Source organism: Cryobacterium arcticum, from assembly GCF_001679725.1.
Taxonomy (GTDB): Bacteria; Actinomycetota; Actinomycetes; order Actinomycetales; family Microbacteriaceae; genus Cryobacterium; species Cryobacterium arcticum_A.
In genome coordinates this window covers 2,192,937-2,204,204 of record NZ_CP016282.1, presented here as the reverse complement: position 1 = coordinate 2,204,204, position 11,268 = coordinate 2,192,937, and the positions used below count along the sequence as shown (strand labels likewise).

Here is an 11,268-nt window from a genome sequence, read left to right as displayed (position 1 = left end):
ACAGCCAACTCGACCAGCACAGACCGACAGCACAAGGAGAACACATGACCCAGGTCCAGGAAACACTCGTATTGGTCAAGCCCGACGGCGTGGCCCGCAACCTCTCCGGCGAGATCCTCCGCCGCATCGAGGCAAAGGGGTACTCCCTCGTCGACATCAAGCTCGTCCAGGCCGAGCGCACGCTCCTGGCCGAGCACTACGCCGAGCACGCCGGCAAGCCGTTCTTCGAGCCGCTCGTCGAATTCATGGAGAGCGGGTCGATCCTCGCCCTGCGTATTGCCGGTGACCGTGTGATCGAGGGCTTCCGTGCCCTGGCCGGCACCACCGACCCCACCACGGCCGCTCCCGGAACCATCCGCGGTGACCTCGGCCGCGACTGGGGCCTGAAGGTTCAGCAGAACCTGGTTCACGGCTCCGACTCGCCCGAGTCGGCCGCCCGCGAACTGGCGCTCTGGTTCGCCTAAACGACCCGACTACCCGCGCCGTCCCTCCCGCGAGCGGCGCGAGCTGGCGAAAAGCCCCGAAAACGTCATGTTTTCGGGGCTTTTCTCGGTCCGCGAGCGTTTAGAGACGGTGCAGGAAGTCCATCTGCAGCTGGGCGACCGTCGCGGCGACCAGGTAGCAGGCGATCGTGATCACGAAGATCCAGGAGTAGGCGACCGCCGCGAGGCGGCGCACCCGTGCCGAACCGGGGATGATGCCGGTCTTGAGGTTGTACAGGGTCACGGCCAGGAACACCGGGATCGTCACCACCCAGGTGACCATGCACCATGGGCACAGCACATCGAGCACGAAGAAGCTCTGGCCCATCAGCCAGATCACAAAGGCCAGCGCGCCGGTCACGCCGACGTTCAGGCCCAGCCAGAACCACCGCGCGAACCGGGCACCGGACAGGATGGCGGCTCCGATCGTGATCACGACGCTCCACGCCGCCACCCCGATCAGCGGGTTCGGGAACCCGAAGAGAGCGCCCTGCCAGGAGCCGAGGTTGGTGCTGCAGCCCACCAGAACACTGAAGTTGCACGACAGTTGGGCCGTCGGATCCTCGAGCATCGTGAACTTGTCCAGCGTGAGCGCAAAGGCCGCGGCGAAACCGATCGCCCCCGCCACGATGAGGAAGACGGCGAGGCCGACGGGAGGCTTTTTCGACGAGGTCAGGTGCACATTCGGATTATGTCATGTGTCGCGCGCGAGTCTCTGGGAATGCGTGCGATAATCGAAACAGTCGTTTGAGCCGCGCTCAAACCGATGCCAAAAGGCTTAATGGGCGACACTCGCCCAGATTCATTGGTCGTAGACCAAAGGTATTAGCAACCAGAGCCACGGGCCGGTTGCGTCAACGCAATAGGATTCGCGGGGTTGTCGCGTAAGCGGGAACGTCGCACGAGAGAGTAACCGGATGGGTGGCGCGGTCGCCCACACCGGTCAAGGAGCGCACCAGTGATGGTGGAAGACAACGAAAACAAGAAGCGCAAGGGCCTATTCGGCACTCGCAAAACCACCAGGAAGGCGGCACCGGCTCAGCAGACTCCGGTCGAGCAGGTTCCCCCGCAGGCTCCGAGCCTGCCGGAGCCCGTTGCAACGCCCGTCACGGTCGACGAGCCCGTGGACCAGCCGGTCGCTTTCCCCGCCCTGCCCACCCCGTTCGACGAAACCGTCGAGGTGGTTCGCCGTCCCACGACATCGCTGATCTTCCAGGCGCCGGCGATCCTGCCCGCCCCGGTCCGGTCCGGCGGTCGCCAGCTCGACGACGAGGATGACGACGCCGACGAGAGCTCAACGGTGCGCCGTCGTGCCCGCCGACGCACCGGCGAGGAGGGTCGCAGCGACGACCCGGCCAACACCGTTGTGCGGGTGCGCACCCCGCGCGAACCCGAACTCATCACCGAGCCGCAGCGCATCAAGGGCTCCACCCGCCTCGAGGCGAAGAAGCAGCGCCGCCGTGACGGCCGCGACGCCGGACGTCGACGCCCGGTCATCACCGAGGCCGAGTTCCTCGCCCGCCGCGAGTCCGTCGACCGTGCCATGGTCGTGCGTGCCAAGCACAACAAGATCCAGATCGGCGTGCTCGAAGACGGCGTGCTGGTCGAGCACTACGTGGCCAAGAACCAGGATGCGTCGCTCATCGGCAACGTCTACCTCGGCCGGGTGCAGAACGTGCTGCCCAGCATGGAAGCCGCATTCGTCGATATCGGCCGCGGACGCAACGCCGTGCTGTACTCCGGTGAGGTCGACTGGGACGCCGCCGCGGTGAACTCGCCCGGTGGCACCCAGACCCGCCGCATCGAACTTGCCCTCAAGCCCGGCGACAAGGTCCTCGTGCAGGTCACCAAGGACCCCGTCGGACACAAGGGTGCCCGGCTGACCAGCCAGGTCTCCCTGCCCGGCCGCTACCTCGTCTACGTGCCCAACGGCTCGATGAACGGCATCAGCCGCAAGCTGCCCGACACCGAACGTGCCCGGCTCAAGAAGATCCTTAAAGAGGTCCTGCCCGACAACGTGGGCGTCATCGTGCGCACCGCGGCCGAGGGCGCGACCGACGAGCAGCTCACCCTCGACGTGAACCGGCTGACCGCCCAGTGGGCGTCCATCGCCAAGCAGGTCGACACTGTGTCGGGTCCGGCCCTGCTGCACAGCGAACCCGACCTGCTCATCAAGATCGTTCGCGACGTCTTCAACGAGGATTTCCACAAGATGGTCATCTCAGGCGACGACGCGCAGGAAGTCATCGAGTCCTACCTGCGCCAGGTAGCCCCCGACCTCGTCGAGCGCGTGCAGCGCTACGAGGGCGAGCGCGACGCGTTCGACGAATACCGCATCTCCGAGCAGATCGAGAAGGCGCTGGACCGCAAGGTCTGGCTGCCCTCCGGCGGTTCGCTCGTGATCGACCGCACCGAGGCCATGACCGTGGTCGACGTCAACACCGGCAAGTTCGTCGGCTCAGGCGGCAACCTCGAAGAGACCGTCACCAAGAACAACCTCGAAGCCGCGGACGAGATCGTCCGCCAGCTGCGCCTGCGGGACATCGGCGGCATCATCGTCGTCGACTTCATCGACATGGTGCTCGAGTCCAACCGTGACCTGGTGCTCCGCCGCCTGGTCGAATGCCTGAGCCGGGACCGCACCAAGCACCAGGTGGCCGAGGTCACCTCGCTCGGTCTCGTGCAGATGACCCGTAAGAAGCTCGGCCTCGGCCTGCTGGAGTCGTTCAGCGAGAACTGCGAGACCTGCGCCGGCCGCGGAATCGTCATCCACCACGACCCCGTCGTCAAACACCGCCAGACCGCGCAGCCGGCCCAGGAGCGACGCCCGCGCAGCAAGTCCACCGGCAACGGCAACGGCAACGGATCGTCCCACCAGGACGGCGGCAACTCCGGTCAGCGCGGCGGCCACACCCCGCCGGCTGCCCACACCGACGCCGCCAAGGCCGGCCACGGCACTCACGGCATCACCGAGGACGCCAAGCACGCCCTCGCGCTGATCGCCGCGCGCACCATCTCCCGCTCGCTCACGGGGTCCATCCCCGTGATCGCGCCGAACGAGACGGATGCGACGGCTGCGGTCCTGCCCGCCGCCAACGAGCCCGCCGCCACCGAGCCGGCCGGCACCCCGGCAACGAGCACAGCTCAGGCCGGCAGCGCTCAGGCCGGCAGCGCTGAGACCGGCACAGCTCAGACCGGCAGTGCGACGCCGGTCGCCGAACCCGGCATCGACAACGCACCGTCGGGGGAGTCCGCAGCCGTGGACATCGCCGCCGAGCCGGCCACTGACGGCGCTCCTGCCTCGCGCGGCGCGTCCCGGAACCGGTCGGGTGGCCGTTCGGGCAGCCGCACGGACAACAACCGCTCCGGCGCCCGCACCCCAGCGACCGAGGCCTCGACGGGGCAACCCGCCGAGGACCTGGCCACAGGGGAGCACACCGGTGTCGAGGCCCAGCAGCCCGCCGCTGTTGACGGGTCCGAGGGCGTAGCGATCCTCGACATCCCGGTGAAGAAGTCACCGCGCAGTCGTCGTCCGGTCAGCAAGCAGGTCACCGATCAGCTGCTCGATTCGGTGCTGGACTCACTGCCCGAGCCCAAGCAGCCCGGTCAGGGCCGCTCGCGCAGCCGGCGCGTCACGACGGCCGGCGGCTCGACGACCTCGGTGCAGCCCATCGTGGTGCCCACGACCGACCAGAAGTAGCAGCGGCACACACGCCCTAGCGGCGCCACCCTCGCGGGCGGCGCCGCTATCGGTGTCTCTGGGGTCGGCGCCGACGGTTCCGGAGCTCGGCCGTCCGGGGTTTTCGGCACGGTAAGCTCGACCCATGCACAGCGATCGGGGGGCCGTGTCGCGTGTGCCCACCGGCCTCATCGTCGGTGTCATCCTGGTCGCACTGGCGTTCACCGTCCGTGCCGTGAGTCCGGCCTTCGAGGGCTGGGGACTCCCGGACCGCGCGCAGGACACCGTCACTCTGGCGCTGAGCGTCATCATCGAATCCGCGCCGTTCGTCTTCCTCGGCATCCTGCTGTCGACAGTCGTGCAGGTGTGGCTGCCGCACGGCTTCATCACCCGGTTCCTGCCGCGCCAGCCGCTGCTCCGCCGCGCCTGCATCTCGCTCCTGGGCATGTTCTTCCCGGTTTGTGAGTGCGGAAACGTGCCACTCGCCCGCGGATTCATGGTCGGGGGCTTCACGGTGCCTGAGTCGATCACGTTCCTGCTCGCCGCGCCTATCCTCAACCCGATCACGATCATCACCACCCACCAGGCCTTCGGGTTCAGCGACGGGATCCTGATCACCCGTATCGTGGCGGGTTTCGTGATCGCCAACGTGATCGGCTGGCTCTACAGCCGCCACCCCGATCCTGACAGCCTGCTCACCCGCACGTTCGCAGCCTCGTGTGCCCGACCGGATGCCGGTCACGACGAGCACGACGGCCACGGCCACGGCGCGGGCCCCCGCCAGGGGCGCTTCGAGAAGTCGGTCGACCTGTTCACCCGGGAGACCGCCGTGATCATGCCCGCCCTGTTCGTCGGCTCGCTGATCGCCGCGCTCACCCAGGTCTTCGTGCCCCGGTCGGTGCTGCTGGCCCTGGGCAGCAACCCCGTCTGGTCGGTGCTGGCCATGATGGGGCTCGCCTTCATCGTGGCGGTCTGCTCCAACGTGGACGCCTTCTTCGTGCTGTCGTTCGGCAGCACCTTCATGCCGGGCGGCATCGCCTCCTTCCTCACCTTCGGAGCCATGATCGACGTCAAGATGCTCGCCCTGATGCGCACCACCTTCACCACCCGCACCCTCGTGCAGATCACGGCCCTGGTGGCCCTGATGAGCGCCGCCGCCGGATTGTTGCTGAACTATGTCGCCTGACGCAGAGAAGGCGTCCAGGCGAATGCCCGGGCCCAACGACGGCGTGCCACCAGCCGCGGGGGCGCCCACGAGCCCTCGCCCATTGAGCTCCGTTCCCGGCTATCTGGCCGAACGCTGGCGCGGCATCGGCCTGAGCCTCGTCGTGGTTGTCGGTACCATCTGGCTCGGTGTCACCGGTCAGTTGGGGCTCTATATCCATCCGCGGTACTTCGTGTTCACCGTCGTCATGGCCGCGCTCGGGCTCATGTTCGTGGTGGCCAGCTTCGTGGTCCGCACCCCCGCGGGTGCCGGCCCGCTGTCGGCCCGCCGAGGTGCGCTCGCCCTGACCGGCAGCGGACTGTTGCTCACGATCGCCGCGATCGCAGTGCTCGGCCTGCCTCCGGCCACGCTCACGAGCGCCACCGCCACCCAGCGTGAGGTCAACTCCGGCGGCCTCGACAGCGAAGCCTCGTCGGCGCAGGCCGCCGCCCTGGTGGGCACCGGGGACTACGAGCGGTTGAGCGTGAAGGAATGGGTGTCGCTGCTGGCCCAATCGAGCGACCCGGGTCTGTACGCCGACAAGACGGCCCGGGTCACCGGTTTCGTGCTGCCGGATGCGGCGGACCCCGACAACGTCTTCTACGTGGCCCGGTTCGTGGTCACCTGCTGCGCCGTGGACGCCCAGCCGATCGGCCTGGCGGTCTTCCAACCGGGTTGGAAGGCGAGCTACGACACCGACGACTGGGTCGAGGTGACGGGAACGTTCCGGCCCAACCCGAGCGTGCGATCGACCGATGCGCTCGCCCTGCAACCCACGGACATCACGCCCGTTGAGCAGCCGAGCGACCCCTATGTCTACTGAGACGCCGTTCACGGCCGGCCCCGAAGATCCGGGCGGAGCGCGTCGGTTCCGCCGCACTCTCGGGATCCTCCTGACCGGGTTGATCGTTCTGTGCCTGGCGCTCGTGGCGGTGAACCTGCTGGGCGGCCCCCGGCTCACGGGATCCGACGTCGACACGACAGCAGTGGTCTCGGCCGCCGGGCAACGCCTGGTCCTCTCGACCAACCAACAGCTCGCCGAGGTCAGCGCGGACCAGGTGCAGATCAGACCGGCCAGCCCGGTCGACGTGCAGACCTCGAACGATTCCGTTGTCGTCGTGTTCCCCCAGCCGCTGGCCTACGACACCGAATACACCGTGCGGGTCAACGACGTCTCGGGAGCCTTCGGCGACCGGAGCAGCGACCTGGCCGTGACTTTCCGCACCGGGGAGGCACCCCTCTTCGTCCTCAGCCGGGCGCCGGCGACCCCGGGGGAGTCGACCAAGGCTCCAGATCGCATCCTGCGCACCGCCGTCGGTTCGCCGGAGAGCACCGATGCCTTCACGGCGCCCTACATCCAGTCCTTCGTGCCCGTGGGGGACGAACTCGTGGTCGTCACCCTCGCCGACGACCTCAGCAGCCGGCTGAGCCTGGTCTCCGCCGACGGGCAAGCCGCCGAACTCACGCTGCCCGGCACCGGAATCGTGCAGGACCTGCAGGCCTCACCGTCCTCCAGCACCGTCGGGTTCCGGTTCAGCAGCGCGCCGGGAGCCGCCGGCACCGTCTACGACAACACCCTGTTCCTGCTCGACCTCACCCGCGGCACCGTCGACACCGTCACGGGCCTGGACAAGAAGCCCATCCAGGCCATCGCCTGGGGATTCATGCCCGCCCGGTCCGAGCTCGTCGCACAGCTCTTCGACACCACCCTTCTGCTCGTCGACCCGCGAGCCGACACCGCCCCCATCCCGATCGGGCAATTCCCCAATCTCAACGCCTTCGCTCCCGACGGCGTCAGGATCGCGGTCTCCGATCAGGGCAGCCAGTACATCCTGGACCTCTCGACGGGCTCTGAGGCCGCCATCGTGCCCCAAGACGTGGCCGGAACCACCCCGTACACGGCGGAGCTGCGCTTCCTCACCGGGGGCGAGGGCTATGTGCAGCGGGTCGCCGAATTCGACCAGGCGACCGGCCGCGTGCGCCAGTACCTCACCCTCGTCACCGGCGACCCCGACGCCCCCACCAGTCGGGTCGTCTACGAACCGGTGCTGCCCAATGAGACCATCCTGGGCTTCGTGATCTCACCGAACGACCAGTACCTGGCGATCCAGACCGTGCCCAACAGCCAGACCCAGGTCAGCGATGACTACCCGGTGGGGGCCCAGGCGACCACGGCGACCACGATCATCGTCGACCTGGCAACGGGCGCCATCAGTCGCAGCATCGTGGGGATCGACGCCACCTGGTGACGCCCCGTCAGCTGGTGGCGCCTCCGGGCCTCGAACGGCGTTCCCGGCCGCTCACCCGCAGGCCGCTTGCGCGCAAGCGGGTGACCAGCCCGCGAAAGTCCACGGGCACGGCTCCAGCGGCCACCAGGCTGTCGTACCGGGCCTCGGGCACGTCGTAATGGTCCAGGTCGAACCCGCGGCGGGGGATGCCCTGAGCAGACGCGAACGCGTGCAACTCCTCGAGGGATGAATCGCTCACCAGGTGCGACCAGAGCGTTCCATGGGCCGGCCAGGCAGGCTGGTCGATCAGTATGCTCATCCTGAAAGTGTAGGGACTGAATCGGATGCCGGCAGACCCGTCGCGACACACCCCCGCCGAATGGTTTGACCGGGGCTATCCGATCCGCTAAAGTCGAGTGTTGGTGTGCGGTGGACTATGTCCACGCAACGCCCAAGGTTTTCTGACGTGAGATGGTCCGACTTGGTCCATTTGCACTCGGTAACTTTCCATCATAGGAATCGGAGCCCCCGGGGTTCCCCAGAGATAGGTACGTAAAGTGGTTTACGCAGTTGTGCGCGCCGGTGGGCGGCAGGAGAAGGTAGAGGTCGGGACCATCGTAACGATGGACCGAATCAAGGCTGACAAGGACGGCAACGTCGAGCTGGCCGCCGTGCTTCTCGTCGACGGCGACAAGATCACCTCTGACTCGACGTCGCTGGCCAACGTCAAGGTCACCGCCGAGGTCCTCAACGACCTCCGCGGCCCGAAGATCGTCATCCAGAAGTTCAAGAACAAGACCGGTTACAAGAAGCGTCAGGGGCACCGTCAGGAGCTCACTCGCGTTCAGGTCACCGGCATCGCCTAAGGCCTGAGGAGAAGAACAAATGGCACACAAAAAAGGCGCGAGTTCCACTCGCAACGGTCGTGACTCCAACGCACAGCGCCTCGGCGTGAAGCGCTTCGGCGGTCAGGTTGTCGGCGCGGGCGAGATCATCGTCCGTCAGCGTGGCACCCACTTCCACCCCGGCGTGAACGTCGGCCGTGGCGGCGACGACACCCTCTTCGCCCTCGAAGCCGGCTCGGTCGAGTTCGGTGCAAAGGGTGGCCGCAAGGTCGTCAACATCGTGGTAGCTGCCGCTTAGGCATCCACACAGCTTTTCAGCATGAGGGCGGGCTTCGGCTCGTCCTCATGTTTGTTTTTATCGCCACCTGAAAGGGGCATTCCCATGGCCACGTTCGTTGACCAAGTCACGCTGCATCTGCGAGCGGGCAACGGAGGAAACGGTTGTGTCTCGGTCAAACGCGAGAAGTTCAAGCCTCTCGCCGGCCCCGATGGCGGAAACGGCGGCAACGGTGGCGACATCGTCCTCGTCGCCGACCCGCAGGTCACCACCCTGCTGTCCTTCCACCGCTCCCCGCACCGCAGCTCCGCCAACGGCGGACCCGGCATGGGCGACCACCGCAACGGCTACAGCAGCGACATCATCGAGCTGCCGGTCCCGCTGGGCACCGTGGTCAAGGACGCCGAAGGCAACGAACTCGCCGACATGACGGAGCCCGGCTACCGCATCGTCGTCGCTCCCGGCGGACAGGGCGGGCTCGGCAACGCCGCCCTCGCCTCGACCAAGCGCAAGGCCCCCGGCTTCGCCCTGCTCGGCACCTACGGCTACGAGGGTGACGTCTACCTCGAGCTGAAGACCGTGGCGGATGTGGCCCTGGTCGGCTACCCCTCGGCCGGCAAGTCCAGCCTCATCGCCGCGATCTCCGCCGCGCGGCCCAAGATCGCCGACTACCCCTTCACGACCCTGCAGCCCAACCTCGGCGTCGTCGATGCCGGTGAGGTGCGCTACACCGTCGCCGACGTCCCCGGGCTCATCGAGGGCGCCAGCGAGGGCAAGGGCCTCGGTCTCGAGTTCCTGCGCCACGTGGAGCGTTGCACCGCACTGCTGCACGTCCTCGACTGCGCCACGCTCGACCCCGGTCGCGACCCGATCAGCGACCTCGACATCATCCTCGGCGAGCTTGCCGCGTACCCGGTGCCCGAGGGCCAGACGCCGCTGCTCGAACGCCCGCAGCTGATCGCCCTGAACAAGATCGACGTCCCAGAGGGCCGCGAGCTCGCCGCCTTCGTCAAGGCCGAACTCGAGGAACGCGGCTACCGCGTCTTCGAGATCTCCACGGTCAGCCACGAGGGCCTGCGCCAGCTCAACTTCGCCCTGGCCGAGACCGTCGAAGCCGGCCGTCTCAGCAGCGCAGAGGCCGCAGCTCTCAAGCCCCGCATCGTCATCCGGCCCAAGGCCGTCGACGACAGCGGCTTCATCGTGCGCGTCGAAGGCGGATCGTTCGGCAACATCTTCCGCATCCTCGGCGCCAAGCCCGAGCGCTGGGTGCAGCAGACTGACTTCAAGAACGACGAAGCCGTCGGCTTCCTCGCCGACCGCCTCGCCAAGCTCGGCACCGAAGACGAACTCTTCAAGGCCGGTGCCGTCGCCGGCTCGACCGTCGTGATCGGCCCGGGGGACGGGATGATCTTCGACTGGGAGCCCACTCTCACGTCCACCGCCGAGCTGATCACCGCCCCGCGCGGAACCGACAGCCGGATGGACGACTCCAAGCGCCGCACCAGCAACGAGCGTCGCGAGGAATACCTCAAGCGCATGGACGCGAAGTCCGCCGCCCGGGCCGAACTCATCCGCGAACGCGAGGCCGGCATGTGGTCGACCGGCGAGGAAGAGTACAACGGCGGCGCCGACGAGGTCACCGAGAACAACGCTGCCCGTCGCCGCACCCGGGAGGGCGACTCCGAGTGACCGATGGAGGGGTGAGCGGCGCCGCCCGGCGCCGCCTGGAGCGCAGCGGCATCGCCACGGCCAGACGCATCGTCGTCAAGGTCGGATCGTCCTCGATCAGCGGCGCCAACGTCGGCCAGATCGCACCCCTCGTCGACGCCCTGGCGTCGGCGCACGGGCGCGGCGCCGAGGTGGTCCTGGTCTCCTCCGGCGCCATCGCCACCGGCATGCCCTACCTGCAGCTCGACGAGCGCCCTACCGATCTCGCGACCCAGCAGGCCGCGGCGTCGGTGGGCCAGAACCTCCTCATCTTCCGGTACCAGGACAGCCTCGACCGGTACGACATCATCGCGGGCCAGGTGCTCCTCACGGCCGGGGACCTCGAGAACGCGTCGCCGCGCAGCAACGCGCAGCGCGCCATGGAGCGCCTGCTCGGGCTGCGTATCCTGCCGATCGTGAACGAGAACGACACCGTCGCCACCCACGAGATCCGGTTCGGCGACAACGACAGGCTCGCCGCCCTCGTCGCCACGCTGGTGAAGGCCGACCTGCTCGTGCTGCTCAGCGACGTGGATGCCCTGTACACCCGGCCGCCGCACCTGCCCGGCGCCGAGCGCATCGACCACGTCGCCGTGGGTGACACCCTGCCCGATGTGGAGTTCGGCTCCTCGCTGTCCGGCGTGGGCACGGGAGGAGCGGGCACCAAGGTGTCCGCCGCCCGGATCGCCCAGGATGCGGGAACCGCCGTGCTCGTGACCTCCACGGCGCTCGTCGCCGAGGCGCTCAGGGGAGACGCCATCGGCACCTGGTTCGAGCCTGCTGAACCCGCTGTCGGCGGGCGTACCGCCGGACACGAGCTGTCCTAAACTAGGGGCATGTCGCAGA

Annotated in this window: 11 protein-coding genes; 9 read left to right on the top strand and 2 right to left on the bottom strand. The window is 67.9% G+C overall.

Features of this window, described 5'->3' with window-relative positions:
* Window positions 1-44 precede the first annotated feature (44 nt).
* Window positions 45-464: a nucleoside-diphosphate kinase gene (ndk, locus tag PA27867_RS09890; RefSeq protein WP_066595890.1), complete on the top strand. Its 420-nt coding sequence runs from the start codon at window positions 45-47 to the stop codon at window positions 462-464.
* 100 nt (window positions 465-564) lie between these two features.
* Here the strand turns inward: ndk and PA27867_RS09885 are convergent, their stop codons facing one another.
* Complete coding sequence (locus PA27867_RS09885; protein WP_208857249.1) at window positions 565-1,164, bottom strand: vitamin K epoxide reductase family protein; 600 nt, start codon at window positions 1,162-1,164, stop codon at window positions 565-567.
* Window positions 1,165-1,443: 279 nt separating this feature from the next.
* On the opposite strand from PA27867_RS09885, the gene PA27867_RS09880 reads away from it, so the two are divergent.
* The 4 genes from PA27867_RS09880 (at window position 1,444) to PA27867_RS09865 (ending at window position 7,614) form a co-directional block, all read left to right on the top strand.
* Window positions 1,444-4,182 (top strand): Rne/Rng family ribonuclease, encoded by a 2,739-nt coding sequence (locus PA27867_RS09880; RefSeq protein WP_084020951.1) that lies wholly within the window; start codon window positions 1,444-1,446, stop codon window positions 4,180-4,182.
* 124 nt (window positions 4,183-4,306) lie between these two features.
* On the top strand, window positions 4,307-5,347 hold the full coding sequence (locus PA27867_RS09875) for a permease (protein ID WP_066595887.1): 1,041 nt from the start codon (window positions 4,307-4,309) through the stop codon (window positions 5,345-5,347).
* Between the two features lie 22 nt (window positions 5,348-5,369).
* Complete coding sequence (locus PA27867_RS09870; protein WP_084020949.1) at window positions 5,370-6,188, top strand: TIGR03943 family putative permease subunit; 819 nt, start codon at window positions 5,370-5,372, stop codon at window positions 6,186-6,188.
* Window positions 6,178-7,614: a hypothetical protein gene (locus PA27867_RS09865; RefSeq protein ID WP_066595884.1), complete on the top strand. Its 1,437-nt coding sequence runs from the start codon at window positions 6,178-6,180 to the stop codon at window positions 7,612-7,614. Before PA27867_RS09870 ends, PA27867_RS09865 begins: the two co-directional genes overlap by 11 nt.
* 7 nt (window positions 7,615-7,621) lie before the next feature.
* On the opposite strand, the gene PA27867_RS09860 is transcribed toward PA27867_RS09865, so the two are convergent.
* Window positions 7,622-7,912, bottom strand: coding sequence for a DUF4031 domain-containing protein (locus tag PA27867_RS09860; RefSeq protein WP_066599584.1), 291 nt, complete (start codon window positions 7,910-7,912; stop codon window positions 7,622-7,624).
* Between the two features lie 238 nt (window positions 7,913-8,150).
* Between PA27867_RS09860 and rplU the strand changes: the two genes are divergently transcribed.
* The 4 genes from rplU (at window position 8,151) to proB (ending at window position 11,249) form a co-directional block, all read left to right on the top strand.
* Window positions 8,151-8,459 (top strand): 50S ribosomal protein L21, encoded by a 309-nt coding sequence (gene rplU / locus PA27867_RS09855; RefSeq protein ID WP_066595881.1) that lies wholly within the window; start codon window positions 8,151-8,153, stop codon window positions 8,457-8,459.
* Window positions 8,460-8,478: 19 nt separating this feature from the next.
* Entirely contained in the window at window positions 8,479-8,736 is a 258-nt protein-coding gene (gene rpmA / locus PA27867_RS09850; RefSeq protein ID WP_066595878.1) for a 50S ribosomal protein L27, read from the top strand.
* An 84-nt stretch (window positions 8,737-8,820) separates the two neighbouring features.
* Window positions 8,821-10,404: a GTPase ObgE gene (gene obgE, locus PA27867_RS09845; protein ID WP_066595875.1), complete on the top strand. Its 1,584-nt coding sequence runs from the start codon at window positions 8,821-8,823 to the stop codon at window positions 10,402-10,404.
* A gap of 35 nt (window positions 10,405-10,439) precedes the next feature.
* The gene (proB, locus tag PA27867_RS09840; protein WP_066599581.1) at window positions 10,440-11,249 is read left to right on the top strand and encodes a glutamate 5-kinase; all 810 of its coding nucleotides are present in this window, start codon (window positions 10,440-10,442) and stop codon (window positions 11,247-11,249) included.
* The last annotated feature ends 19 nt before the right edge of the window (window positions 11,250-11,268 follow it).

Excerpts from the sequence above, each read along its gene's own strand:
- ndk (WP_066595890.1), top strand. The coding sequence starts at position 45 with ATGACCCAGGTCCAGGAAACACTCGTATTGGTCAAGCCCGACGGCGTG.
- PA27867_RS09880 (WP_084020951.1), top strand. The coding sequence starts at position 1,444 with ATGGTGGAAGACAACGAAAACAAGAAGCGCAAGGGCCTATTCGGCACT.
- PA27867_RS09875 (WP_066595887.1), top strand. The coding sequence starts at position 4,307 with ATGCACAGCGATCGGGGGGCCGTGTCGCGTGTGCCCACCGGCCTCATC.
- PA27867_RS09870 (WP_084020949.1), top strand. The coding sequence starts at position 5,370 with ATGCCCGGGCCCAACGACGGCGTGCCACCAGCCGCGGGGGCGCCCACG.
- PA27867_RS09865 (WP_066595884.1), top strand. The coding sequence starts at position 6,178 with ATGTCTACTGAGACGCCGTTCACGGCCGGCCCCGAAGATCCGGGCGGA.
- PA27867_RS09860 (WP_066599584.1), bottom strand. The coding sequence starts at position 7,912 with ATGAGCATACTGATCGACCAGCCTGCCTGGCCGGCCCATGGAACGCTC.
- rpmA (WP_066595878.1), top strand. The coding sequence starts at position 8,479 with ATGGCACACAAAAAAGGCGCGAGTTCCACTCGCAACGGTCGTGACTCC.
- obgE (WP_066595875.1), top strand. The coding sequence starts at position 8,821 with ATGGCCACGTTCGTTGACCAAGTCACGCTGCATCTGCGAGCGGGCAAC.